General features: G+C 63.8%; 25 protein-coding genes and 1 other RNA gene. 17 read left to right on the forward strand and 9 right to left on the reverse strand.

The annotated features are described in order from the left end of the window. Positions 1–28: 28 nt before the first annotated feature. A complete protein-coding gene (locus tag V4T21_RS02215; protein WP_332712406.1) occupies positions 29–601 on the forward strand; it encodes a TetR/AcrR family transcriptional regulator in 573 nt (190 codons plus the stop codon). Positions 602–608: 7 nt separating this feature from the next. Here the strand turns inward: V4T21_RS02215 and V4T21_RS02220 are convergent, their stop codons facing one another. From V4T21_RS02220 to V4T21_RS02235, 4 genes are all read right to left on the reverse strand, one after another. Then, positions 609–1676, reverse strand: a complete 1068-nt coding sequence (locus V4T21_RS02220) for a tetratricopeptide repeat protein (RefSeq protein ID WP_332712409.1) — start codon at positions 1674–1676, stop codon at positions 609–611. Next, positions 1673–2245, reverse strand: coding sequence for a thiamine phosphate synthase (locus V4T21_RS02225; protein ID WP_332712411.1), 573 nt, complete (start codon positions 2243–2245; stop codon positions 1673–1675). The genes V4T21_RS02220 and V4T21_RS02225 overlap by 4 nt, the downstream gene beginning before the upstream one ends. A 159-nt stretch (positions 2246–2404) precedes the next feature. Further along, complete coding sequence (locus V4T21_RS02230; protein ID WP_332712414.1) at positions 2405–3427, reverse strand: class I fructose-bisphosphate aldolase; 1023 nt, start codon at positions 3425–3427, stop codon at positions 2405–2407. A gap of 154 nt (positions 3428–3581) precedes the next feature. Next, the gene (locus tag V4T21_RS02235) at positions 3582–4787 is read right to left on the reverse strand and encodes a phosphoglycerate kinase (protein WP_332712417.1); all 1206 of its coding nucleotides are present in this window, start codon (positions 4785–4787) and stop codon (positions 3582–3584) included. Positions 4788–4967: 180 nt separating this feature from the next. Between V4T21_RS02235 and V4T21_RS02240 the strand changes: the two genes are divergently transcribed. Then, on the forward strand, positions 4968–5450 hold the full coding sequence (locus V4T21_RS02240) for a hypothetical protein (protein ID WP_332712419.1): 483 nt from the start codon (positions 4968–4970) through the stop codon (positions 5448–5450). Positions 5451–5547: 97 nt separating this feature from the next. Here V4T21_RS02240 and gap read toward each other — a convergent pair whose 3' ends face one another. Beyond that, positions 5548–6555 carry a type I glyceraldehyde-3-phosphate dehydrogenase gene (gene gap, locus V4T21_RS02245; protein WP_332712421.1) on the reverse strand — a complete coding sequence of 336 codons (1008 nt, stop codon included), beginning with the start codon at positions 6553–6555 and terminating at the stop codon, positions 5548–5550. Between the two features lie 64 nt (positions 6556–6619). Continuing rightward, complete coding sequence (gene tkt / locus V4T21_RS02250) at positions 6620–8593, reverse strand: transketolase (RefSeq protein WP_332712423.1); 1974 nt, start codon at positions 8591–8593, stop codon at positions 6620–6622. Positions 8594–8788: 195 nt separating this feature from the next. Here tkt and V4T21_RS02255 point away from each other — a divergent pair, with 195 nt between their 5' ends. Together V4T21_RS02255 and V4T21_RS02260 are read left to right on the forward strand one after the other, a co-directional pair. Next, a complete protein-coding gene (locus V4T21_RS02255; protein WP_332712426.1) occupies positions 8789–9085 on the forward strand; it encodes a DUF4164 family protein in 297 nt (98 codons plus the stop codon). Continuing rightward, the gene (locus V4T21_RS02260) at positions 9078–9458 is read left to right on the forward strand and encodes a cell division protein ZapA (protein WP_332712428.1); all 381 of its coding nucleotides are present in this window, start codon (positions 9078–9080) and stop codon (positions 9456–9458) included. The genes V4T21_RS02255 and V4T21_RS02260 overlap by 8 nt, the downstream gene beginning before the upstream one ends. Positions 9459–9566: 108 nt before the next feature. Here the strand turns inward: V4T21_RS02260 and V4T21_RS02265 are convergent, their stop codons facing one another. Further along, the gene (locus V4T21_RS02265) at positions 9567–10094 is read right to left on the reverse strand and encodes a YcxB family protein (protein ID WP_332712431.1); all 528 of its coding nucleotides are present in this window, start codon (positions 10092–10094) and stop codon (positions 9567–9569) included. A 170-nt stretch (positions 10095–10264) separates the two neighbouring features. On the opposite strand from V4T21_RS02265, the gene ssrS reads away from it, so the two are divergent. The 5 genes from ssrS (at position 10265) to V4T21_RS02290 (ending at position 14199) form a co-directional block, all read left to right on the forward strand. Then, a non-coding RNA gene (ssrS, locus tag V4T21_RS02270) (6S RNA) lies at positions 10265–10423 on the forward strand. A gap of 23 nt (positions 10424–10446) precedes the next feature. Beyond that, the gene (locus V4T21_RS02275; RefSeq protein WP_332712434.1) at positions 10447–11037 is read left to right on the forward strand and encodes a 5-formyltetrahydrofolate cyclo-ligase; all 591 of its coding nucleotides are present in this window, start codon (positions 10447–10449) and stop codon (positions 11035–11037) included. After that, on the forward strand, positions 11034–11852 hold the full coding sequence (locus V4T21_RS02280; RefSeq protein WP_332712437.1) for a TIGR00282 family metallophosphoesterase: 819 nt from the start codon (positions 11034–11036) through the stop codon (positions 11850–11852). Before V4T21_RS02275 ends, V4T21_RS02280 begins: the two co-directional genes overlap by 4 nt. An 82-nt stretch (positions 11853–11934) precedes the next feature. After that, positions 11935–13350 carry an alanine/glycine:cation symporter family protein gene (locus tag V4T21_RS02285; protein WP_332712712.1) on the forward strand — a complete coding sequence of 472 codons (1416 nt, stop codon included), beginning with the start codon at positions 11935–11937 and terminating at the stop codon, positions 13348–13350. 102 nt (positions 13351–13452) lie between these two features. Next, on the forward strand, positions 13453–14199 hold the full coding sequence (locus V4T21_RS02290) for a YebC/PmpR family DNA-binding transcriptional regulator (protein WP_332712440.1): 747 nt from the start codon (positions 13453–13455) through the stop codon (positions 14197–14199). A gap of 64 nt (positions 14200–14263) precedes the next feature. On the opposite strand, the gene V4T21_RS02295 is transcribed toward V4T21_RS02290, so the two are convergent. Beyond that, positions 14264–15067 carry a GGDEF domain-containing protein gene (locus tag V4T21_RS02295; protein WP_332712442.1) on the reverse strand — a complete coding sequence of 268 codons (804 nt, stop codon included), beginning with the start codon at positions 15065–15067 and terminating at the stop codon, positions 14264–14266. 185 nt (positions 15068–15252) lie between these two features. On the opposite strand from V4T21_RS02295, the gene ruvC reads away from it, so the two are divergent. From ruvC to tolR, 7 genes are all read left to right on the forward strand, one after another. Further along, positions 15253–15756 carry a crossover junction endodeoxyribonuclease RuvC gene (gene ruvC / locus V4T21_RS02300; protein WP_332712445.1) on the forward strand — a complete coding sequence of 168 codons (504 nt, stop codon included), beginning with the start codon at positions 15253–15255 and terminating at the stop codon, positions 15754–15756. Continuing rightward, positions 15753–16370 carry a Holliday junction branch migration protein RuvA gene (gene ruvA, locus V4T21_RS02305; RefSeq protein ID WP_332712448.1) on the forward strand — a complete coding sequence of 206 codons (618 nt, stop codon included), beginning with the start codon at positions 15753–15755 and terminating at the stop codon, positions 16368–16370. Before ruvC ends, ruvA begins: the two co-directional genes overlap by 4 nt. A gap of 43 nt (positions 16371–16413) precedes the next feature. Then, complete coding sequence (gene ruvB / locus V4T21_RS02310) at positions 16414–17454, forward strand: Holliday junction branch migration DNA helicase RuvB (protein WP_332712451.1); 1041 nt, start codon at positions 16414–16416, stop codon at positions 17452–17454. Continuing rightward, positions 17451–17957 carry an NUDIX hydrolase gene (locus V4T21_RS02315; protein ID WP_332712454.1) on the forward strand — a complete coding sequence of 169 codons (507 nt, stop codon included), beginning with the start codon at positions 17451–17453 and terminating at the stop codon, positions 17955–17957. The genes ruvB and V4T21_RS02315 overlap by 4 nt, the downstream gene beginning before the upstream one ends. Further along, positions 17954–18379 carry a tol-pal system-associated acyl-CoA thioesterase gene (gene ybgC / locus V4T21_RS02320; RefSeq protein ID WP_332712457.1) on the forward strand — a complete coding sequence of 142 codons (426 nt, stop codon included), beginning with the start codon at positions 17954–17956 and terminating at the stop codon, positions 18377–18379. The genes V4T21_RS02315 and ybgC overlap by 4 nt, the downstream gene beginning before the upstream one ends. Positions 18380–18560: 181 nt before the next feature. Then, entirely contained in the window at positions 18561–19265 is a 705-nt protein-coding gene (gene tolQ / locus V4T21_RS02325) for a protein TolQ (protein ID WP_332712714.1), read from the forward strand. Continuing rightward, positions 19265–19720, forward strand: coding sequence for a protein TolR (gene tolR / locus V4T21_RS02330; protein WP_332712460.1), 456 nt, complete (start codon positions 19265–19267; stop codon positions 19718–19720). Before tolQ ends, tolR begins: the two co-directional genes overlap by 1 nt. Here the strand turns inward: tolR and V4T21_RS19250 are convergent. Further along, positions 19663–20520 (reverse strand): hypothetical protein, encoded by an 858-nt coding sequence (locus tag V4T21_RS19250; RefSeq protein ID WP_502256349.1) that lies wholly within the window; start codon positions 20518–20520, stop codon positions 19663–19665. The two genes, tolR and V4T21_RS19250, sit on opposite strands and share 58 nt — an antisense overlap. Between V4T21_RS19250 and tolA the strand changes: the two genes are divergently transcribed. Further along, positions 20507–20896, forward strand: a complete 390-nt coding sequence (tolA, locus tag V4T21_RS19255) for a cell envelope integrity protein TolA (protein ID WP_502256351.1) — start codon at positions 20507–20509, stop codon at positions 20894–20896. The two genes, V4T21_RS19250 and tolA, sit on opposite strands and share 14 nt — an antisense overlap. The last annotated feature ends 84 nt before the right edge of the window (positions 20897–20980 follow it).

Consider the following 20980-nt stretch of genomic DNA (forward strand, 5'->3'; position numbering starts at 1 on the left):
TAAACAAACGTACGTTTATAAATCAAGCATGGCAAGACCCAAAACCATTTCCGACCGAACCCTTCTCGATACCGTGCTGGGGCAGGTCGCCGCCGTCGGCCCGGCCAATCTGACGTTCGCGATGGCGGCCAAGGCGGCGGGACTGTCGCCGGCTACCCTCGTGCAGCGCTTCGGCGACAAGGAACGCCTCCTCGAAGCGGTGCTGCTCCATGCGTGGGATCAGCTCGATGCGGAAACGGCGGCGGCCGACCGCGAGGAGCCGATCACTCGCGAAGGGGCGATTGGCCTGTTGCTGCGCCTTGCCCCCGGCGTGGATGCGGAAACCAGCGAGGCCGATGGCTTGCAATTGCTGCGCGAAGATATCCGCAACCCGGTGCTGCGCCAGCGCGGCGCGGCCTGGGGCGCGGCGCTCGCTTCCGCGCTCGGGCGCCGACTGGCGGGGGAGGGGGGCGACGCCCAGGCGCTGGGCTGGCAGATGGCCAATGCGTGGTTGGGTGCGCGGCTCTGGTGGGCTTTTACCCGTCACGCGCCGTTCGAAATCGCCATAAGGCACGCTCTGGAAGCATGGTGCGACACCGCCCTGGCTGCCCGCCGACCTTGACCGCGCGTTATTCTTGGCTCGTCAGTTCTTCGAGTGCGGGGGGCAGGGTGTCCAGCGTTTCGGGCATCGGCTCGTCGGCGGCATCTTCCTCGCGGGTGGCTGGCTGCGGCTCGTCTTGCGGCGGAACACCGGGCCAATAGCGGGCGCGTTCCTCGCCCCGGGCCAGCGCGTCGGGGTCCGCGCCGTGCAGCAATTGCTCCAGCGCCTCGTCGGTCAGCCCCTGCCGCCGGGCCAGCGCGCGATACATCGCTGCGGTTTCGATATCCTCGGCCACGCCCTCGGCGGCGGCCAGCATCATGGCATAGCGCACCTGGCCCACGGCGTTGCCGGTTTCCGCGGCCCGGCCATACCATTGGGCGGCGCCCGCCGCGTCGCGCACCCCGCCATCGGCGCCCAGATAGAGCAGGGTGGCCAGTTCCACCTGCGCGGCGGGCAGGCCCTGTTCAGCCGACAGCCTGAGCAGGTCGAGCGCCGCTTGGGTATTGGGCGCCACGCCCGCGCCTTCGAGCAGCATCACAGCATAATCATATTGCGCTTCGGGCAGGCCCGCCGCGGCTGCATCCCCGATCAGTTCGGCGGCGCGCACCAGATTGGGTTCGGCATAAAGCCCTTCGACGTGCAGCAGGCCCAGATTGTATTTGGCGGCAATATGTCCGCCCTCGGCGGCCTTTTGGAACAGCGCTGCGGCCCGTTCGCGGTTGCGGGTTACCCCGCTTCCATTCTGGTAGATCATCGCCAGTTGAAATGTCGCCTGAATGTCGCCGTTCTGGTCGGCCTGGGCGTACCAGCTTATGGCGCGGGGAATGTCCTGGGGCACGCCCAGCCCGTTGGCGTGGATTTCCCCGATCAGCGTCTGGGCCACGGCGTCGCCATTGGCGGCGCGGCGCTCGGCCAGCCGCAGGGCGGTCAGATAATAGCCGCGCTGGAACGCGCCATAGGCAAGGTCCACGCCTTCGGGCGGGTCCAGCAGCAGGCGGGAAATGTCGAGCGCCTCGTCCATCTGCTCGGTCTGGGCCGATGCCGTCATGGGCACCAACGCTAGCCCGCAGGCAAGCAGCGCGACGATCGTCCTCATGCCCCGTCTCCGAGCAGCTTTTCGATGTTTTCCCAATCGGCTTGGGCGAAGGCGACAAATTCGCTGGCGCGCTCCCAAAGCGTTCCCGCGTCGGCTTGGCTCGCGAAATAGACCGAGGGCACCTCAAAGGTTTCCGCCCACCAATCGGCCATTTCGCGCCCGTCGAGTTCGGGGTCGTCGCGATCGCCGAACATCAGGTAGTCGATATCGAGTTCGCCGCGCACCATGGCTTCGTGGCGCGATCCGATATCGCCGGTCCCAACGATATAATCGGGCTTGAGCGTCTCGATGGCTTCGCGCAGGGCCGTGATCCCGCCCGACATGTGCACGCCATCGGCGCGGGCGGATTTGACCAGGCTCGGACGCCCGTCGAGGATCGCCGCGCAATCATGGGCCTGGGCGATGGGCGCCAGCGCCTTGGCGCGCTCCACATAGGCATAATCGTCGGCCTCGCCGGCGGCGATCAGCACTGCGGCCGCGTTCACCCGCTCGAGCGTCGCCTTGAGCAGCGCCGCCGTCCGCTCCAAATCGGTTTCCGGGTCGGTGATGAGGAAGATGTCGACTGCCATGGCGCCCTAGTAGATATTGGGGTTCCCTTGCCGTCAAACCATGACGAAAAGAGGGACGCCGTTCGCTTACAGCGTCCCTCCTGAATTGGAAAGGGTATTGGGGCTGGCAGAGCCACGCGATGGAAGGCGGGCGTCATGTATCGCCTACGCCAACGAGGATCAGGCCGCCTTATCGAGCTCCGGCGCCCACTGTCCCAATGAAGCCAGCGAGTTCATCTTGGCGCGATGGGTAAAGGCCTGACGCGCAGCCTCGACGTTCTCGGGCTTGCCGCCCCACGTCTGGAGCGCTTCGGCCTGCAATGCGCGGCCATACGAGAAGGTCAGCGCCCAGGGCAGCTTGCCGATATGGTGCATGGCCGAAAGGTTGGCGCTCGCCTGCTCGGAGGTCTGCCCGCCCGAAAGGAAGGCGATGCCCGGAACGATGGCCGGCACTGTCGCCTTCAATGTCCGCACCGTGCGTTCGGCCACTTCCTCGACCGAAACCTTGGGTCCGTTGACGCCGGGGATCACCATGTTGGGCTTCAAAATCATCCCGTCGAGCGCAACGCCGGCGAGGCGGAGCTGTTCGAACACTTCGCCCAGCGTATCGGTGGTCACCTTCTCGCAGGTTTCGATCGTGTGGTCGCCCGGCTTGCCGTCGGCCAGCACTTCGGGCTCAACGATCGGTACGATGCCCGCTTCCTGGCACAGCGCCGCATAGCGGGCCAGCGCATGGGCATTGGCATGCACCGAAGCGCGGGTGGGTTTATTGGGGCCGATGCCGATCACGCCACGCCATTTGGCGAAGGCCGCGCCGATCTGGGCGTATTCGTTGAGCCGTTCGCGCAACCCGTCCAGTCCTTCGGTCACCGTTTCGTCGGCGAAGCCGGGCAGGGGCTTGGCGCCGGTATCGACCTTGATGCCGGGCAGGCAGTTGTTGGCGCGCAGCATCTCGACGAACGGGGTGCTGTCGGCGGCCGATTGGCGGATGGTTTCGTCGAACAGGATGACGCCGGAGATATAGCGGCTCATGGCCTCGGTGGCGCCGAACAGCATCTCGCGATAGTCGCGCCGCGCCGTTTCCGTCGATTGAAGCCCGATGGTGTCGAACCGTTTCTTGATGGTGCCGGTGGATTCGTCGGCGGCCAGAATACCCTTGCCGGGCGCTACGAGCTGGTGGGCAATCTCGCTCAGTCGAGACATCGGACGGAAAACCCCATGAAATGTGAAGATGGGGCAAAATACCAAAATCACGCGGCTCTTATCGATTAGACGTTCGGGTATTGGACGAATTGACTAGGCGAGAGGCAGGAACCCGTCACACGGCCGCCGTGCCCATTGCCGAATCGCCCGAGCGTCAGTCCTGCTTCAGCGCATCGACCCCTGGCAGGGGCTTGCCTTCCATCCATTCGAGGAACGCCCCGCCCGCCGTCGAGACATAGGTGAACTGGTCCTTGACCCCCGCATGGGCAAGCGCCGCGACCGTATCCCCCCCGCCGGCCACAGAGGTCAAAAGCCCCTTGCGCGTCCGCTCGGCCGCATGGCGCGCCACTTCGACGGTCGCCGTGTCGAACGGGGTCATCTCGAAGGCGCCCAGCGGGCCGTTCCAGACAACGGTCTTGGCTTCATTGATCGCCGTCTTGATCTTTTCGACCGATTGCGGCCCGGCGTCGAGCACCATGCCGTCCTTGTCGATGGCGTCGAGCCCATAGATCCGGCTGGGCGTATCGGCCTGGAAGTGCCAGGCCACCACCCCATCGATGGGCAGGATGATGGCGCAATGGGCGTCCTCGGCCTTGTCCATGATCCGCAGTGCGGTTTCCTTTAAATCGCGCTCGCAAAGCGATTTTCCCACGTCATAGCCCAGCGCGTAGATGAAGGTGTTGGCCATGCCCCCGCCGATCACCAGCGCCTCGACCTTGGTGACGAGATTTTCGAGCAGGTCGATCTTGGTGGAAACCTTGGCGCCGCCCACGATGGCGATCACCGGCTTTTGCGGATTGCCCAAGCCGGCCTCGAGCGCTGTGAGCTCGGCCGCCATCGCCCGCCCAGCGGCGGCGGGCAGCTTGTGGGCCAGCCCTTCGGTGGATGCGTGCGCGCGGTGGGCCGCCGAAAAGGCGTCGTTGACGTAGATATCGCCCAGCGATGCCATCCGCTCGACCAGTTCGGGATCGTTCTTTTCTTCACCGGGATGAAAGCGCGTGTTTTCGAGCAGGATCACCGATCCCTTTTCGGCGCCCTCGATCGCCGATTTCGCCGCGCTCACATCGATCCAGTCGGTCCTTGCGAACGTCACCGGCTTGCCCACGATCCGCTGCAGCTCGTCGACCACCACCTCAAGGCTCATCGCAGGATCGACCTTGCCCTTGGGTCGCCCGAAATGGGCCAGGAGAATCGGCAGTCCGCCCTTGTTGGCGATTTCCTGGATGGTATGCGCCACGCGCTCGATCCGGGTCGCGTCGGTCACCTTGCCGTCCTTGACGGGCACGTTGAGGTCGACGCGCAGCAGCACGCGTTTTCCGTCGAGGTCGAAATCGTCGAGAGTCTTGAACGCACTGGTCATGCTGCACCTTTTCTGCCCGGGGCGCGTCCCGCAAGAATGGATACCATCTTTGCGGCTATAAAGCGCGGCCCACCTGCCGCATAGCAGAGTGGCACGCGGCGCGGAAGCCCCGACACCGCCCCATTGCCGCCATCCCCACGCCCCAGGATGCCCGCCGCGAAACAAAGCCGGTCCACCGCCATGAAGCCAACCCTGCCGTTCCTGACGCTCATCGCCCTTGCATCGCCCGCCATCGCCCAGGAACCGTCCCCGATCTGGGGCGGCCATTTCAACATGGGAACGTTTGCCGCCGGAGGCGGCAGTGCGGCCAATGGCCATCTCAGTCTCTCATGCGCCGGCGAGGGTCTTGCCGATGCCGGCGCCTTCTTCCTGCAACTGGACCCCGCCGCCGACATCGAGCCTTTCGCAAACGTGCCGCCTGAGCTCGAGTTTATTGTCGATGAGGAGGTCTTCACACTCCCGGTCACCGATTACAGTGGCAGGCTGTTCTTCTACAGCGCCGATCCCGATGACGACGCGCTGGCTGTCCCGCTCATCAAGGCCTTGCGCGGCGGCCAGCACCTGATCGTCTCCGCGCCCGAGCTCGACATCGCCGAAATCGCGCTGGACGGCTCATCGGAGGCGCTGGTTTACGTGGCGCAATGCGTGGCCGAGAACAATTGAAAACAAGAGCCGCGCGCTCTTCACCCGCCATAATGCCAAAGCGGCCGTCCCGATATCACCGGTCCGGCCGCTCCGAAGTCTTGCCTGATGGCGTCGCTTAAAGCGTCTTTGCGAACGCAACCGCCGTATCGCTCATGCGGTTGGAAAAGCCCCATTCGTTGTCGTACCAGCTTAGGATACGCACGAAATTGCCGTCCATCACCTTGGTCTGGTCCATGTGGAACACCGAGGAATGGGGATCGTGGTTGAAATCGGTCGAAACCAGTTTTTCGGTGGTGAAGCCCAGAATGCCCTTGAGCTTGCCTTCCGCCGCCGTCTGGATCGCCGCATTGATTTCTTCGACGCTGGTCGATTTCTTGGCGATGAATTTGAAATCCACCACCGAAACGTTCGGGGTCGGCACGCGCACCGAAAATCCGTCGAGCTTGCCGTTGAGTTCGGGCAGCACCAGACCCACTGCCTTGGCCGCCCCGGTCGTCGTCGGGATCATCGAGAGCGCGGCGGCGCGGCCCCGATAGAGATCCTTGTGCATGGTGTCGAGCGTGGGCTGGTCACCGGTATAGGAGTGGATCGTGGTCATGAAGCCCTTTTCGATCCCCACGGCCTCGTTGAGCACATAGGCGACCGGCGCCAGGCAGTTGGTGGTGCACGAGGCGTTCGAGATCACCGTGTGATCGCTCGAGAGCTTGTCGTGGTTTACCCCATAGACAACCGTCAGGTCGGCGCCGTCGGCAGGTGCCGAAACGACCACTTTCTTGGCCCCGGCTTCGATATGGGCCGAAGCCTTTTCCTTGGAGGCGAAGATGCCGGTGCATTCCATGACGATATCGACGCCCATCTCCTTGTGGGGGAGTTCGGCGGGGTTGCGCACTGCGGTCACCTTGATCGGTCCGCGTCCCACATCGATCGTGTCGCCCGAAACCGTCACCGTGCCGGGAAACCGGCCATGCACCGAATCATAGCGGATGAGGTGCGCATTGGTTTCCACCGGGCCGAGGTCGTTGATGGCGACGATCTCGATATCGGTACGGCCGGATTCGACGATGGCACGCAAAACGTTGCGGCCGATGCGGCCAAAACCGTTGATGGCGACGCGGACGGTCATGAGCGGCTCCTTGATAATAAATGCCGAGCGGGAAGGAAAAAGGGGCGCTGGCGCGCCCCGGTTCTTAAAGCTGTGCCTTGGCCGCTTCAACAACGGCTTTGGTCGTAATACCGAAGTGTTTGTAGAGGTCGGAAATCTCGCCCGAGGCGCCGAACCCGGTCATGCCGACGAACCGGCCTTTCTCGCCCAGGAACTTGCTCCAGCCCATCTCGATCCCCGCTTCCACGGCGACCCGTGCCCGGGCCTTGCCGAAAACGGTCTGTTTGTAGTCGTCGGACTGGGCGAAGAACAATTCCATCGAGGGCACCGAAACCGCACGTGCGGACGTGCCCGCTTCAGTCAGTTCCTTTGCAGCCTCCACGGCGATCTGGGTTTCCGAACCCGTGCCGAAGATCACCACTTCAGCATCGGCATCGCCCCAGATGGTGTAGGCGCCGCGCAGCGAGAGGTTTTCGTCCGAATACTCGGTCCGAAGTGCCGGCAGGCCCTGGCGCGACAGCGCGAGGATCGAGGGCTGCTTTTGGCGCTCCAGGGTGATTTCCCAGCACTCGGCAGCTTCCATGGCATCGGCCGGGCGGAAGACCAGCAGATTGGGGATGGCGCGCAGCGCGGCAAGATGCTCGACCGGCTGGTGGGTCGGCCCGTCCTCGCCCAGCCCGATGGAATCATGGGTCATCACATACCCGACCCGAATGCCCATCAGCGCCGAAAGGCGGATCGAGGGGCGGCAGTAATCGGTGAAGGTCATGAAGGTGCCGCCATAGGGGATCAGCCCGCCATGGAGCGCAATCCCGTTCATGGCAGCGGCCATGCCGTGCTCGCGGATGCCGTAATGGATGTAGCGGCCCGAGTAATCATCAGCCGTAAACGGCAGCGTCTGGGACGTATTGGTGTTGTTCGAACCGGTCAGATCCGCCGAACCGCCCAACGTCTCGGGCACCACGCCATTGATCACTTCAAGCGCGTTCTGGGACGAGGCGCGGGTCGCCAGCTTGGGCTTGTCCCCGGCCAGCTTGCGCTTGTAATCGGTCATCGCGGACTTGAGCGCTTCAGGCAGCTTGCCATCCATCCGGCGTTCGAACTCGGCCCGCTCGCCGGCCGATTGCAGCCGTGCGGTCCATTCGCTGCGGGCCTGGGCACCGCGCGCACCGGCTTCGCGCCAGTTTTCGACGATCTCGGCGGGCACTTCGAAGGGCCCGTATTCCCAGCCGAGCTGCTTTTTGGCGGCGGCCAGTTCCTCGTCACCCAGGGGCGAACCGTGCACCTTGTTGGTGCCGGCCTTGTTGGGGGAGCCGAACCCGATGGTGGTCTTGGCCGAAATCAACACCGGCTTGTCGGATTTCTGCGCGTCCAGCAGCGCCTTTTCGATCTGTTCGGGATCGTGGCCGTCGATTTCGACGGTCGCCCAGCCCGACGCCTCGAAGCGCTTGCGCTGATCGGTCGAGTCGGCCATCGACACCTTGCCGTCGATGGTGATGTCGTTGTTGTCCCAGATGACGATGAGCTTGTTGAGTTTCAGATGCCCGGCCAGCGAAATCGATTCCTGGGAAATGCCTTCCATCAGGCACCCGTCGCCGGCATAGACGTAGGTGAAATGGTCGACCAGCTCGGCGCCGAACTCGGCGCGCAGCTTGGCTTCGGCGATCGCCATGCCCACGGCATTGCCCAGGCCCTGGCCCAGCGGGCCGGTTGTGGTTTCGATGCCTTCGGCGTGGCCATATTCGGGGTGGCCGGCGGTCTTGTAGCCGAGCTGGCGGAAATGCTTGATATCGTCGAGTGTCATATCCTCATAGCCCAGCAGGTAGAGCGAGGAATAGAGCAGCATCGAGCCGTGGCCGGCCGACAGCACGAACCGGTCGCGGTCGGGCCAGTGGGGGGCTTGGGGATCGAATTTCATCACCTTGGAAAACAGCACGGTGGCGATGTCGGCGCCGCCCATGGGCAGGCCCGGATGACCCGAATTGGCGGCCTGCACGGCGTCCATGGAAAGGGCGCGGATGGCGTTGGCCATTGCATCGTGTTTGGCTCTGTCAGTCATGGATTTCCCGAAGCGTTCGACCAAGAAAAAGCGAGGCGCCGGATCGCCCCAGGCCGGGGTCCGTCGCGCGTGGCAGACACATAACAGGTCCGGTTATCGAGTCAATGTCGCCTCCAACCCGCCGGCCTTGCCATTTCCGCCACTTTTGGGGTTATTGTGAGGGGGAAAGACACCAGATTCGAAGGACGCGCCGAAGTGTCATCGCCATCATCGTCAGAGAGTTTTTCGGCGGCCATCGAGCGGCTGGATCGGGCGCTCAACCGGCTCGACACTTCCGTACGTTCGCTCTCGGGGCGGCTTCGGTCCTCGACCCAGCTCCAGGCCGAAGGTCAGCGGCTGGCCGCCGACCGCGCGCGGTTGGCCGGCGATCTCGACAGGGCCACGGCCCGCGCCGACCGGCTCGACCAGGCGGCCGACGAGGTTTCGCGCCGGCTCGATGATGCGATGGCGACCGTCCGGTCGGTGCTCGAACAAGGAGAAGCCCGTGGCTGAAGTCAGCGTCGAAATCAACGGCCGCAAATACCGCATGGCGTGCGAGGACGGGCAGGAAACCCACCTTTCCTCCCTCGCCGCGCGCTTCAATCGCTATATCGACGAGTACAAGGGCTCGTTCGGCGAGATCGGCGACAATCGCCTGACGGTCATGGCGGGCATTGCGGTTGTCGACGAGCTTGTCGAAGCCGAACGCAAGCTCGACCAATTGCGCTCCGAACTCCAGACGGTCACCAAGGCCGGCAGCGATGTGGCGGCGGAAGCCGAATCCATGGAATCCAAATTCGCCGCCAAACTCGCCGACGTCGCCCGCCGCATCGAATCCATCGCAACAGCGGTGGATAGCGCAGGGCAGGAACAGCAGGCTAACTGAGCGCTGAGGCGGCAGCGAGCTGCCTCAAACAAACCCTTTGTCATTCCGGGATTTATTCCCGGAATCCAGCAACAGCGCTTGCCGGAAGTCCAAGCGAAAGCCGTAAATCTAGATCCGCCTGAGCCCCGAGCGCTCGACCGCCTCGATGAGATCGGCCAATTGCGCGTCGGTCAGCGCCTGGCGCGGCAGCATCTGGAACAGCACCTGGGACTGCATGAACAGCACCATCCTGTCATCCAGGCTCCAGCCGTAATAATCGGTCCAGACGACGACACTCGTCACCGTCTCGGTGGAGGCCGTATAGCCGGCCTCGTCCCACGATGCTTCCACCGGTTGATGCAGGGTCTTTTGCTGCGCATAGACCTTGCGCGCCTGGCGCGGCAAAAAGACGAAATAGGCCAGCAGCGGCAAGATGACGGCGCCGATCATCCCGCCGATCGCCATGCTGGTCCAAAGTTCGTCGAACCCGGTCAGAACCATCGCCAGTATGGCGCCCACGAAGACCACGAGCATGAACAGCTTGGGCCCCCACCGCGTCACCCAATAGCGCCGCATGTGCAGGCGCAACGCGTTCGCGTAATCCTCTGCCGTGAGCGTGAAACGAACGAACGGATGACCTGGCGGAAGGGTGCTCATGGGCAAAACATGTCCCGAACCGGGCCGGTCCTGTCAAGGCGGGGGGCGATATTTGCGTAAGGGAGGCCATATATGCCGGTTGTGCCGGGGGCGGACCGATTTTGCGGGCGGGATCGCGAAGAAATGCGTCGACGGCCCCTTTGCCGCCACGGCAATTGGGCCTATATGAACCCTTGCTGCCCGGCGCGTGTAGGATACTGCATCCCCGGGGCCTTATCGATCCTTAAGGGAGCTGTCCCTGACCGGGCCCGTGGGCTCGGACACACGGCGCCCACCTACGTGAGTAGGTTCCCGGGATCGACACATCCCACGGCCAGGGCGGCACAAGAATTTTGGCAAGGAAGTGAACGGCTTGATCGATAGCGAAGCCCATCTCGAAGAGCAGAAGGCCCAGCTTCGCACCGAGGCGCTCGCCCGCCGCCAGGCGGTCCCCCAGGCCGACCGCGCCGATGCCGCCCGTTTCGCCGCGCAACACTTTCTCGAAGGCGTGCCGCTCCATGCCGGGCAGGTGGTTGCCCTCTACTGGCCGATCCGCGACGAGATCGATTGCAAACCGCTTCTGACCAAGCTTGTCGATTCCGGCCAACCCGTTGCCCTGCCAGTGGTTCTGGGCGAGGACCTGCCGCTCGAGCTGCGTTTATGGGAGGAAGGCCAGCCGCTTTATCCCTCCGGCTTCGGCACCCTGGCTCCGGCCGAAACCTCACCCCTGGCCGAACCCGATATCGTCGTCATCCCCTTGCTGGGCTTCGATAAAACCGGCACCCGGCTGGGCTATGGCAGGGGCTATTACGACCGCACACTCGCGGCGATTGGCACCAAGCCGCTGCTGGTGGGCTATGCTTTCGCCGATCAGGAACTCGATTTCATTCCCCGTCAGTCGCACGATCTGCCGCTCGATCTCCTTGTCACCGAAACCGGCCTTCGCCGCTTCGGAGGCGCATGAGACTTCTGTTTCTGGGAGACGTGATGGGCCGGGCCGGACGCGACGCCGTTTCCGAACGGCTGCCCGGCCTGATCGAACAATACGGCTTTGATTTCGTTATCGTAAATGGCGAAAACGCCAGCCATGGGCGCGGCCTTACCGAAGCCCATTTCGAGTTGCTGCGCGACGCGGGCGCCGATGTGGTCACCCTTGGCGATCATGCCTTCGACCAGCGCGAACTGCTCACCGCCATCGAGCGGCACGACACATTGGTCCGCCCGATCAATTATCCGCCCGGCGCGCCGGGGCGCGGCGCGGCGCTGGTCACAGGCCGCAAGGGCCATCAGGTGCTTGTCGTCAACGCGCTGGGCCGGGTGTTCATGCCGCCCATGGACGATCCTTTCCGCGCGCTCGACGCCGCCATCGCCGCCTGTCCGTTAGGCGAGCAGGCCGACGCGATCGTTGTCGATTTCCACGCCGAGGCCACCTCGGAAACCCAGGCGGTCGGCCATTATTTCGATGGCCGCGTTTCACTGGTGGTCGGCACGCACACCCACATCCCCACCTCCGATCACCGGATTCTGCGCGGCGGCACCGCGCTGATGGGCGATGCGGGCATGTGCGGGGATTATGACAGCGTGATCGGCATGGAGCCCGACGAACCGCTCAACCGGTTCGTGACTGGCCTCGTCTCCTCGCGCTTCACCCCCGCCGAGGGTGAGGCGACGCTATCGGGCGTAGCCATCGAAACCGACCCGAAAACCGGGCTTTGCACCTCGGTCCACCCCATCCGCATCGGCGGTTCGCTCTCCCAGGCTTTCCCACAATTTTCCTGAACCGCCTTGCGTTTCGCGCGCAGGGGCCAAACACTGTTCCCTGAACTTCGACGCGGTGAGGCGCAGCGAAAGGGTGGGGATGATGGATACGGTCATCGATTTCATCAACGGTATCTTGTGGGATTATGTTCTGATTTACGGGCTGCTTGCCGTGGGCCTCTATTTCACGGTTCGGCTCGGCTTTCTCCAGTTCCGCCGTTTCCCCGAAATGTTCAGGACGGTGCTGAGGTCGAAATCCACCGACCGGGCCGGCATCACCCCTTTCCAGGCCTTGTGCACCAGTCTTGCCTCCCGCGTGGGCACCGGCAACATCGCCGGGGTGGCCGTGGCCCTTTATCTGGGCGGTCCCGGCGCGATTTTCTGGATGTGGATGGTCGCGCTCGTGGGCATGGCGACCGCCTATTCGGAAAGCACGCTCGCCCAGCTCTATAAAATCCGTGACGGCGAAGGTCATTATCGGGGCGGCCCAGCCTTTTACATAGCTCGGGGGCTGAAGGCGCCCTGGGCCGGCGCGATCTTTTCGGTCTGCCTGATCCTTGCCTTCGGGCTGGTCTTCAATGCCGTGCAGGCCAATTCCATAGCCGATTCCATGGAAGTGGCGTTCGGCCTGCCCAAGGTCTGGGTCGGCGTGGCCCTGGCGGTGGTGGCGGGCATCGTGGTTTTCGGTGGCATTGCGCAGATCGCCAACGTTGCGCAGGTGATCGTCCCGTTCATGGCGGCGATCTATCTTCTGGTCGCGATCTTCGTGGTGGTCACCAATTTGTCCGAAGTTCCCGGCGTTTTCGCGCGGATATTTTCGGGGGCGTTCGGGCTCGACGCGGCAGCCGGCGGCATTCTTGGGGCTCTGATGCAGGGCGTGCGCCGAGGATTGTTTTCCAACGAGGCGGGCATGGGGTCGGCCCCCAATATCGCGGCCGCCGCCACGCCCGATCCGCATCATCCGTCCTCGCAGGGCTTCGTCCAGGCCCTGGGCGTCTTCATCGATACGCTGGTGATCTGCACGGCAACCGCGCTGCTGATCCTGCTTTCGGGCGCGCTGGTTCCCGAAAGCGGGCTCACCGGAACCCAGCTCACCCAGGCGGCGATGACCGAGCATATCGGCGGGCTGGGTACCTATTTCGTGGCGATCGCCATCCTGTTTTTCGCCTTTACATCGATCATCGGCAATTATGCCTATGCGGAGAGCGCCATGGTGTTCATCGGGTTGGGCGGCCGCGGCGGTCTTCTCGCACTGCGCCTGCTGATGCTCGCCATCGTGGTCTGGGGTGCCTATGAGAGTGTGCAGACGGTGTTCAACGCAGCCGATGCGGCCATGGGCCTTATGGCGACCGTCAATCTCATCGCCATCGTCCTCTTGTCGGGCACCGTGGTCAAACTGACCCGCGACTACACCAGCCAGCGCGAGAAAGGGGGCGAGCCCGTGTTCCATGCCGCCGATTATCCCGAACTGGGCGGGGCCATCGACAAATCCATCTGGGACAGGAACGATCAGGGGTAGGCGGAATAAGGCGCCGCTTTTTCCATCCCCGTCTTTATTTTCGTCATGCGGAAGACTATAAGCCGCCCATTCCAAACCGATCAGTGAGGGAACTGTCAGCCTATGGCCGGCCATTCACAGTTCAAGAATATCATGCACCGCAAGGGCCGCCAGGACGCGGTGCGGTCGAAAATCTTCTCCAAGCTGGCGCGCGAAATCACCGTCGCTGCCAAAGCAGGACTGCCCGATCCTGCCATGAACCCGCGCCTGCGCCTGGCCATCAACAACGCCAAGGCCCAGTCCATGCCCAAGGACAATATCGAGCGCGCCATCAAGAAGGCGCAGGGCGGCGAAGGGGACAATTACGAGGAAGTCCGCTACGAGGGCTATGGCCCGGGCGGCGTGGCGGTGATCGTCGAAGCGCTCACCGACAACCGCAACCGCACGGCATCCAATGTGCGTGCCATCTTCTCGAAAGCCGGCGGCGCCCTGGGCGAAACCGGGTCGGTGGCGTTCATGTTCGATCGCGTCGGGGAAATCTACTATCCCGCCAAGGTCGGCGATGCCGACAAGGTGATGGAAGCAGCCATCGAAGCGGGCGCCGAGGACGTTCAGTCCGACGAGGAAGGCCACACGATCTACTGCGCTTTCGAGGATATCGGGGAAGTTTCCTCAGCCCTCGAAGCCGCGCTCGGTGAAGCCGAAAGCGTCAAGGCGATTTTCAAGCCGCAGAATTCCACCCCGGTCGATGCCGACAAAGGCGCGAGCCTGATGCGGATGATCGACAATCTCGACGACGATGACGACGTCCAGAACGTCTATGCCAATTTCGAGATGAGCGACGAAGACCTGGCCAAGCTCTCGGCCTGATTTCGCGATCGGCTTGCATGGATCGTTCGATCCTTTCGAAAGGCGGCTCTTGGAGCCGCCTTTTTCATGCCCTGAGCTTGATCTTGGGTTCGCGATAGAGTCTGCCGGCTCCCACCGACGGTCCTGTGGGCATCGCCACGATATCGATCCCGTTGCGCCCGGTTTGCTTGACCTTATAAAGCCGCTCGTCGGCCAGCCGGAACAGGCCGCCGAAATCGACGGCACTTTGGGCAATCGCTCCCCCGATACTGACCGAGAGCGTGCAGCTTTGGTCGTCGGCGGTGAATTCGATTTTCCGGACGGCCTGACGGATCGCCTCGGCGGTGCTTCGGGCCGGCTCGATATCGGACCCGTGCAGCAATACGCCGAATTCCTCTCCGCCCAGCCGTCCGATGATATCTTGCGGCTCGACCGAGGCGGCGATGGCGGTGACGATCAGCTTGAGCGCTGTATCGCCGCTAGCATGGCCGAAGCGATCGTTGATGGATTTGAAGTGATCGGCATCGATCACCAGCAACGTCCCGCCGGGATTGGCCTCATCCGTGAGCGCGGCGGTCGCCGCTTCGACGAAAGCACCGTGATTGAAGCAATTGGTGAGGCTGTCGCGCGCCGCCGCGGCCTCCAGCCGTTCATAGGCCATCTGCAACTGGAACTGGCGCATCGTCATGCCGAATACCATCGGCCCGCCCAGGATGATCGGCGCCACGACGGCCGCGATCAGCCCGACCTCGTTTATCCCCTGGGAAAAGATTTCGAGCAGCGCGGAGGAGACGATGGCGGAGATGATGACGGCAAACACCGTATATTTGGTGGTCCGTATTGCGATTTTCGCCCAGGCCTGCCGTGGCAGTCTGAATTCCCGCTTCATCCATGCTGTCCTGAAAATTTCCGCGTCCGGGGCGGACACTAGGACTTAAGGGGTGAACACAATCTTGCGGCCATCGCGCAAATGCCGCCTATCGCGCGGAATCCACAGGAAGTATCAACAGGAATGTTTTCGCTTTGTTCACTTTGTTCTTTGTAGGGTCATATCCGTTGGCCTAGACTGGGAGCATGTTGGAAGTGGTGCGAATCATGGGGATCGATCCGGGGCTTCGGCGGACCGGGTGGGGAATCATAGAGGCCGAGGGCAATCGGCTTCGGTTCATAGCCTGTGGCGTGCTCACCCCGGCCGTCGATGAGGAATTGGCGCTGCGGTTGGTCCATCTTCATGAAGGGTTGATGCGGCTGATCGCCGAACATCACCCCACCGAAGCTGCGGTGGAGGAAACCTTCGTCAACGCCGGGGCGCGGTCCACCCTGCTGCTCGGTCAGGCGCGCGGCATCGCGGTGATGACGCCGGCCTCGATGGGTCTGCCGGTAGGCGAATATTCGGCCAATCTGGTCAAGAAGTCGGTCGTGGGCACCGGACACGCGGAAAAAAAGCAGATCGAGTTGATGGTCAAGACGCTGATGCCGGCCGCCAATTTCAAATCGGCCGACGCCGCCGATGCGCTGGCCATCGCCATCTGTCATGCCCACCACCGGCAACACCGCAAGCTGGCCAAGAGCGCATGATCGGAAAGCTCAAGGGGATCGTCGAGACCATCGGCGACGACATCGCGCTCATCGACGTCAACGGCGTCTGCTACGAGGCCCATTGCTCCGGCCGCACGCTACAGGCGCTGCCGCGCGTGGGCGAGGCGGCGGCGCTGTTCATCGAGATGATCGTTCGCGAGGATATGATCCGGCTCTATGGCTTTGCGACCGAAACCGAAAAGCTCTGGTTCAAGCTGCTGATGACCGTGCAGGGAGTGGGTTCGCGCGTCGCGCTTGGCATCCTCTCCACGCTCTCGCCCTCGGATCTGTCCTCGGCTATCGCGCTGCAGGACAAGGCGATGGTCGGCCGTGCCCCCGGCGTGGGTCCCAAGCTCGCCCAGCGCATCGTCTCCGAACTCAAGGGCAAGGTGCCTGCGCTCGGCGCGGTGGACGCCGGCGTCATCGGCCTGCAAACCGCGTTGGGAGAGGGCGTCGCCGGCAGCAATGTTTCCGACGCCGTCTCCGCCCTCGTCAATCTCGGCTACGCCCAGGCCCAGGCATCGGGCGCCGTGGCGCGCGTGGTGGCGAAAGAGGGCGAGGACACGGCGACCGAAAAGCTTATCAGGCTGGGGCTACGGGAATTGAGTTCGTGAGTGGGGCGTTGCAATCGCGGGCCTCGAGCAATAGCAAGGCACAATGACCGACCTCACCGACGCCGCTTCCGGGCGCGACGACAGCCTCGACGTATCGCTTCGCCCCTCGGGTTTTTCCGAGTTCATCGGGCAGGAGGCGGCGCGCGCCAATCTGCAGGTGTTCATCGAGGCCGCGCGGCAGCGCAAGGCGGCGCTCGATCATGTGCTGTTCGTCGGCCCTCCGGGCCTGGGCAAGACGACGCTGGCGCAGATCATTTCGCGTGAACTCGGCGTCGGGTTTCGGGCAACATCGGGTCCGGTGATCGCCAAGGCTGGCGATCTGGCCGCGCTGCTCACCAATCTCGAAGAGCGCGACGTGCTGTTCATCGACGAAATCCACCGTCTCAACCCGGCGGTGGAAGAAATCCTCTATCCGGCGATGGAGGATTTCCAGCTCGACCTCATCATCGGCGAGGGGCCTGCGGCCCGGTCGGTGCGGATCGATCTGGCCAAGTTCACGCTCGTCGGCGCCACGACCCGCGCGGGACTGCTGACCACTCCGTTGCGCGACCGCTTCGGTATTCCGGTGCGGCTCAACTTCTATACGCCCGAGGAGCTGGTCAAAATCGTCGAGCGCGGCTCGCGGCTGATGGGCATGGCGATGACGCCCGACGGGGCCATGGAAGTGGCCCGCCGCTCGCGCGGAACGCCCCGTATCGCCGGGCGGCTTCTGCGCCGCGTTACCGATTTCGCGCTGGTCGAAGGCGCGTCGGAAATCGACCGCAAGGTCGCGGACCGGGCGCTTTTGCGCCTCGATGTCGATGCCAGGGGGCTCGACCAGCTCGACCGGCGCTATCTCAAGACCATCGCCGAGTTCTACGGCGGCGGGCCGGTGGGCATCGAAACCATCTCGGCGGCGCTTTCCGAACCGCGCGACGCCATCGAGGAGATCGTCGAGCCCTATCTGATCCAGCAGGGGTTCATCCAGCGCACGCCGCGCGGACGCATGATGACGGCGCTGTCCTTCCAGCACATGGGCTATGCAGTGCCCCAGGGTTTTGTGGGCCTTCAGGCAAGCCTTTTCGAAGAGGACAGCGGCCAATGACCTTCGCCCGGCAGATGATCAGCATCGATCTGGGCGGTGGCCGGTTCAATTTTCGCGCGGCGGGCATCGCGTTGCGTCATGGCCATGTTCTCGTTCACCGCGCGCAATGGGACACCCATTGGTCGCTGCCCGGCGGGCGTGTCGAGATCGGGGAACAGAGCGCGGTGGCCCTGGCGCGCGAGATAGAAGAGGAACTGGGCGTCATCGCCGATATCGGCCCGCTGCGCTTCGTCATGGAAAACTTCTTCAGCTATAACGATACCAATTTCCATGAACTCGGCTTCTATTACGCCGTGATCTTGCCCGAGAGCTTTCCGTTCCGCGACGATGGCGGCATTTGTCACGAATGTGCAGACGGCGATGCCCGGCTCGAATTCAAATGGGTGAAAGCGGAAGACGCCATTCTTACCGAGATCGAATTCCAGCCGGCCAAACTGCGCCCTCGCCTCGGGAGAACGAGCGAGGAACCGGTTCACATCACCCATGACGAGCGCGCGCCATGACCGTTTTCGGTGGCGAAATCGGCCCGGATGGCGTCCATCGCTTCCCGGTGCGGGTTTATTTCGAGGACACCGATTTTTCCACCAACGTCTATCACGCCGCCTATCTGAAATTCTTCGAGCGGGCGCGGACCGAATTCCTGCGCGCCCACGGCATACATCACTCCGAATTGATCGCGGACGGCCTCGCCTTCGCGGTGCGCGAGATGACCATTTCCTATGATCGCCCGGCCCATATCGACGATCTGCTCGAGGTCGAGACCCGAGTGGCCGAAACCGGCGGAGCGCGCCTTGTTCTGGGGCAAACGCTGCTGCGCGATGGCGAGGTGATCTGCCGGGCCGGCGTCACCGCCGTGCTGCTCAACGCCGGGGGCCGACCAGTCCGCCTGCCGGACCGGCTCAAGGGCCTCATGGCACCGTGTTGAGCGGTTCTTAACCTTTTCTTGACCATAAATGGGGCAAGCGGCACCGCGTTGTCGCAGCGACCCCGATGTCGGCATTTGTCTCTCACTTTTGACAAATTTGACCGCCAACGCTCGGGTCATTGCTGGCGGCGGGGCACCCATCGGCAAGGACCATTTCCGAGGAAAGACTGATATGGAAGCAATGGACGCAGTGGGCAGCGCGGCCGCGCATACGGATTTTTCGCCGCTTGGCCTGTTCCTTATGGCCGACATCGTCGTCAAGCTCGTGATGCTGGGGCTGTTGGCCGCGTCGATCTGGTGCTGGGCCATCATCATCGACAAGGCGATGCTGTTCACCCGGCTGCGCCGCGACATGAACCAGTTCGAGCGCACCTTCTGGTCCGGCCAGTCCCTCGAAGAGCTCTACCAGACGCTTTCCCAGCGCCCCACCACGGGTCTGGCTTCGGTGTTCGTCGCCGCCATGAAGGAGTGGAAGCGCAGCCATGAGCAGAACGCCTCGAGCTATGTGGGCGTCCAGGCCCGGCTCGAAAAAGTGCTCGACGTGGCGATCTCGCGCGAAAGCGAAACGCTCGAAAGGCGCCTGTCGTTTCTCGCCACCGTCGGTTCTGCCGCGCCGTTTATCGGGCTGTTCGGCACCGTCTGGGGCATCATGAACGCGTTTTCCTCGATCGCGGCCTCGCAAAGCGCCAGCCTGGGCGTGGTCGCCGGCCCCATCGCCGAGGCGCTGTTTGCCACCGCCATCGGCCTTGTCGCGGCCATTCCGGCAGTTATTGCCTACAACAAGCTTTCGGGCGACGCCAACAAGCTCATCGGCCGGCTCGAAGGGTTCGCCGATGAATTCTCGGCCATTCTGGGCCGCCAGCTCGAAGCGCGGAGCCGCAAATAATGGGCATGGGTGTTGCAGGAGGCGGAGGCGGCGGACGCCGCCGTCGCGGCCAGCGCAATCGCATGATGAGCGAGATCAACGTCACCCCGTTCGTGGACGTGGTGCTGGTGCTGCTGATCGTCTTCATGGTTGCCGCCCCGATGATGACGGCGGGGGTTGCCATCGATCTGCCGCAGACCGCGGCGGGCGAACTGGAATCCACGCGCGAGCCGATCACCGTTTCGGTTACCCCCGATGGGGCGATCTATGTTGGCGAGGACCCCGTCGAGGCCGGCGGCCTGGTCGCGGCAGTCGAGGCTTTGGCCCAGAGCACCGAGGACCGCATCTATGTGCGCGGCGACACTTCGGTCAATTATGGCGCCGTGATGCAGGTCATGGGCAGGCTTTCGTCGGCGGGTTATTCGCGGATCGGGCTGATCACCGAACAGGCGCCCGCCGAAAATTCGGGACAATAGCCTATGCGGATCGGGACCACCGTATCGGTCGTCGGCCATGTCGCGGTTCTGGCGCTGACCCTCGTCTCATTGTCGAGTGTCGAGCGCCTGAACCCCGACATGGACCGCGCCATCACGGTCGATCTGGTTCCGGTCGATGAATTCTCCAATATTCGCGTGGGCACGCTCCAGAGCGAAGTGGTGGACACCGAAACGCCCTCGGCCGTCGAAACCGAGCAGGAAGCCGAACTCGCCGAGCGTACGGGCAATACGCAGGAAGACCAGCCGACGCCCGAGATCACTCCCGACGAATCGCCGGCTCCCACTATCGAAACGGCCCCAGCGCCCGAACCGGAAGCCGCGCCCGAGCCTGAACCCGAACCCGAGCCGGCCCCGGAACCAGAACCCGAGCCGCAGCCCGAGCCGACGCCGCCCCCCCAGCCCACGCCCCGGCCGGAGCCGACTCCCGAGCCTGAACCGGCGCCCGAACCCGAGCCCGCTCCGGCCCCTGAGCCGGAGCCCGAGCCTGCTCCCACACCGGAGCCGACGCCTGAACCCGAGCCTGAGCCAGAACCGACACCGGAGCCTGAGCCCACGCCCGAGCCCGAACCGGCGCCTGAGCCCGAACCCGAGCCCCAGCCGGCCGCGCCGGTGCCGCCCCGCGTCACCGCGAGCGTCGATGAATTGCGCGAGCAGTTCGCCCAGCAGCAGCGCGCCCAGCAAGAGGCGGAGAGCCAAGAGGCCGAGCAGCCGACGACACCGGCCGACCAGCCCACCGATCCGCTGTCCGACGACCTTGCTGACCGCATCGCGGACCTCATCAACGAGGATACCTCGCGCGGCACGACAACCGGGCAGGGCGGGCAGCAGAGCCTTGGCGCGCCCTCCGGCACGTCGGCCACGCTCACCCAGTCCGAGCAGGCGGCGCTTGCCGCCGCCATGCGCCGGTGCTGGAACCCGCCCATGGCGGCGACCAGCACGCCGGGGCTGACAGTGCGGCTGATGGTGAGCTTCAATCAGGACGGTTCGGTTGCCGGTGCCCCCGAAATCCTCTCGGCGATGACCGACGACCTCACGCGCTCGACGGCGCTCGCGGCCCAGCGCGCGGTGCAGCAGTGCGGCCCCTATACCCTTCCGGCCGAGAAGTACGAGAGCTGGCGGCAGGTCGATGTCACTTTCGATCCGCGTGATCTCTGAACGGATGGAAACTATGTCCCAAACCGGCAAAGTCACCTCAAGATTTAACGCAAACGCTTCCGTGAGGTGCAAGCGTGGCCAATT

It is taken from the genome of Pelagibacterium mangrovi (assembly GCF_036662815.1).
GTDB lineage: Bacteria > Pseudomonadota > Alphaproteobacteria > Rhizobiales > Devosiaceae > Pelagibacterium > Pelagibacterium mangrovi.

Coding starts and splice junctions, on each gene's coding strand:
- tolQ (WP_332712714.1), top strand. CDS start 18,561: ATGGACGCAGTGGGCAGCGCGGCCGCGCATACGGATTTTTCGCCGCTT.
- V4T21_RS02230 (WP_332712414.1), bottom strand. CDS start 3,427: ATGTCTCGACTGAGCGAGATTGCCCACCAGCTCGTAGCGCCCGGCAAG.
- ruvA (WP_332712448.1), top strand. CDS start 15,753: ATGATCGGAAAGCTCAAGGGGATCGTCGAGACCATCGGCGACGACATC.
- tkt (WP_332712423.1), bottom strand. CDS start 8,593: ATGACTGACAGAGCCAAACACGATGCAATGGCCAACGCCATCCGCGCC.
- V4T21_RS02280 (WP_332712437.1), top strand. CDS start 11,034: ATGAGACTTCTGTTTCTGGGAGACGTGATGGGCCGGGCCGGACGCGAC.
- V4T21_RS02265 (WP_332712431.1), bottom strand. CDS start 10,094: ATGAGCACCCTTCCGCCAGGTCATCCGTTCGTTCGTTTCACGCTCACG.
- V4T21_RS02290 (WP_332712440.1), top strand. CDS start 13,453: ATGGCCGGCCATTCACAGTTCAAGAATATCATGCACCGCAAGGGCCGC.
- ruvC (WP_332712445.1), top strand. CDS start 15,253: ATGTTGGAAGTGGTGCGAATCATGGGGATCGATCCGGGGCTTCGGCGG.
- V4T21_RS19250 (WP_502256349.1), bottom strand. CDS start 20,520: ATGAGGTCCGCGATGCGGTCAGCAAGGTCGTCGGACAGCGGATCGGTG.
- V4T21_RS02295 (WP_332712442.1), bottom strand. CDS start 15,067: ATGAAGCGGGAATTCAGACTGCCACGGCAGGCCTGGGCGAAAATCGCA.
- ruvB (WP_332712451.1), top strand. CDS start 16,414: ATGACCGACCTCACCGACGCCGCTTCCGGGCGCGACGACAGCCTCGAC.
- V4T21_RS02285 (WP_332712712.1), top strand. CDS start 11,935: ATGGATACGGTCATCGATTTCATCAACGGTATCTTGTGGGATTATGTT.
- V4T21_RS02225 (WP_332712411.1), bottom strand. CDS start 2,245: ATGGCAGTCGACATCTTCCTCATCACCGACCCGGAAACCGATTTGGAG.
- gap (WP_332712421.1), bottom strand. CDS start 6,555: ATGACCGTCCGCGTCGCCATCAACGGTTTTGGCCGCATCGGCCGCAAC.
- V4T21_RS02235 (WP_332712417.1), bottom strand. CDS start 4,787: ATGACCAGTGCGTTCAAGACTCTCGACGATTTCGACCTCGACGGAAAA.
- tolR (WP_332712460.1), top strand. CDS start 19,265: ATGGGCATGGGTGTTGCAGGAGGCGGAGGCGGCGGACGCCGCCGTCGC.
- V4T21_RS02315 (WP_332712454.1), top strand. CDS start 17,451: ATGACCTTCGCCCGGCAGATGATCAGCATCGATCTGGGCGGTGGCCGG.
- V4T21_RS02240 (WP_332712419.1), top strand. CDS start 4,968: ATGAAGCCAACCCTGCCGTTCCTGACGCTCATCGCCCTTGCATCGCCC.
- V4T21_RS02215 (WP_332712406.1), top strand. CDS start 29: ATGGCAAGACCCAAAACCATTTCCGACCGAACCCTTCTCGATACCGTG.
- V4T21_RS02220 (WP_332712409.1), bottom strand. CDS start 1,676: ATGAGGACGATCGTCGCGCTGCTTGCCTGCGGGCTAGCGTTGGTGCCC.
- ybgC (WP_332712457.1), top strand. CDS start 17,954: ATGACCGTTTTCGGTGGCGAAATCGGCCCGGATGGCGTCCATCGCTTC.